Origin of the sequence: Trabulsiella guamensis ATCC 49490, assembly GCF_000734965.1 — a bacterium.
GTDB classification, from domain to species: domain Bacteria; phylum Pseudomonadota; class Gammaproteobacteria; order Enterobacterales; family Enterobacteriaceae; genus Trabulsiella; species Trabulsiella guamensis.
Map to the genome: position 1 here is coordinate 1 of NZ_JMTB01000175.1, position 989 is coordinate 989.

General features: G+C 61.1%; 1 pseudogene. It reads right to left on the minus strand.

Annotated features, from left to right (window positions below):
- Window positions 1–989 (minus strand): annotated as a pseudogene (locus GTGU_RS23375) (filamentous hemagglutinin); the annotation flags it as partial.

The window sequence follows — 989 nt, forward strand, 5'->3', positions numbered from 1 at the left end:
TTGTGCCGTCCCGGTTGTCGAGAAGGTGACCACCGGTATTAAGCATGACGCCGTTACCCTGAATCAGCCCCTGCCGGTTATCGGTATCGCTGCGGGTGGTGAGTCTCAGGGCATCGAGTGCGACAAGGGTACCGCTGATGTTGCTGAAACGTCCCGCATCCAGTATGGCCTGTTTCCCGGCGAGCAGAAGTCCCCGGTCATTCAGCAGCGTGGTGGCGGTGACACGCATGTTCCCCTGGCTGGTAATGCCGCCAGTATCCCCGCTGTTGCGGTTACTGAGTTCCCCGACGGCAAGCGTCATATCCGCGCCGCTCTGCACCAGCCCGCCATTATCGTTGTCGAGTCGCTGGCCGGTGAGCGTCAGGTTACCCTGCGCGGCCATCTGTCCCTGGCGGTTATCCGTCTGTCCGACGGACAGCGCGGCATGGCCTCCGGCCACCACCACACCCTGCGAGTTATCCAGGTGTGTGGCGGAAACCGACAGGTTATTGCCGGAGCTGACCACGCCATCCCGGTTATTGAGCGCACCCGCCAGCGTCAGCGCCAGGTCAGACGCCGCACTGATGGCTCCATCCCGGTTATCCACCGTCTGTGCATTCAGCGACAGGGCATCCTCCGACGCCAGCACACCATTGCGGTTGTCCACGGTGGTGCCCTGAATCGTGGTATTCCCGGCACCGGCCAGCAGACCGTTCTGGTTATCAAGCGCGCCTGCGGCCACATCCAGTTGCCCGAAGCTGACGATCCCGCCTGTATCCTGAGTGCCACGGTTGCTGAGAGTACCGCCATGCGTGTCAATACGCATGCTGTCGCCGGACTGAAGTAATCCGGCATCGTTATTCAGCGCTCCGCTGCTGATGGTGAGGGTTTTCCGCGCAGCGATGACACCGTCCAGGTTGTTCAGTTTCTGATTATCCAGTGACAGGGAAATATTTTCACCGACCAGTAATCCCTGCCGGGAATCCAGCCCTCCCGCCGTGAGGGTCATC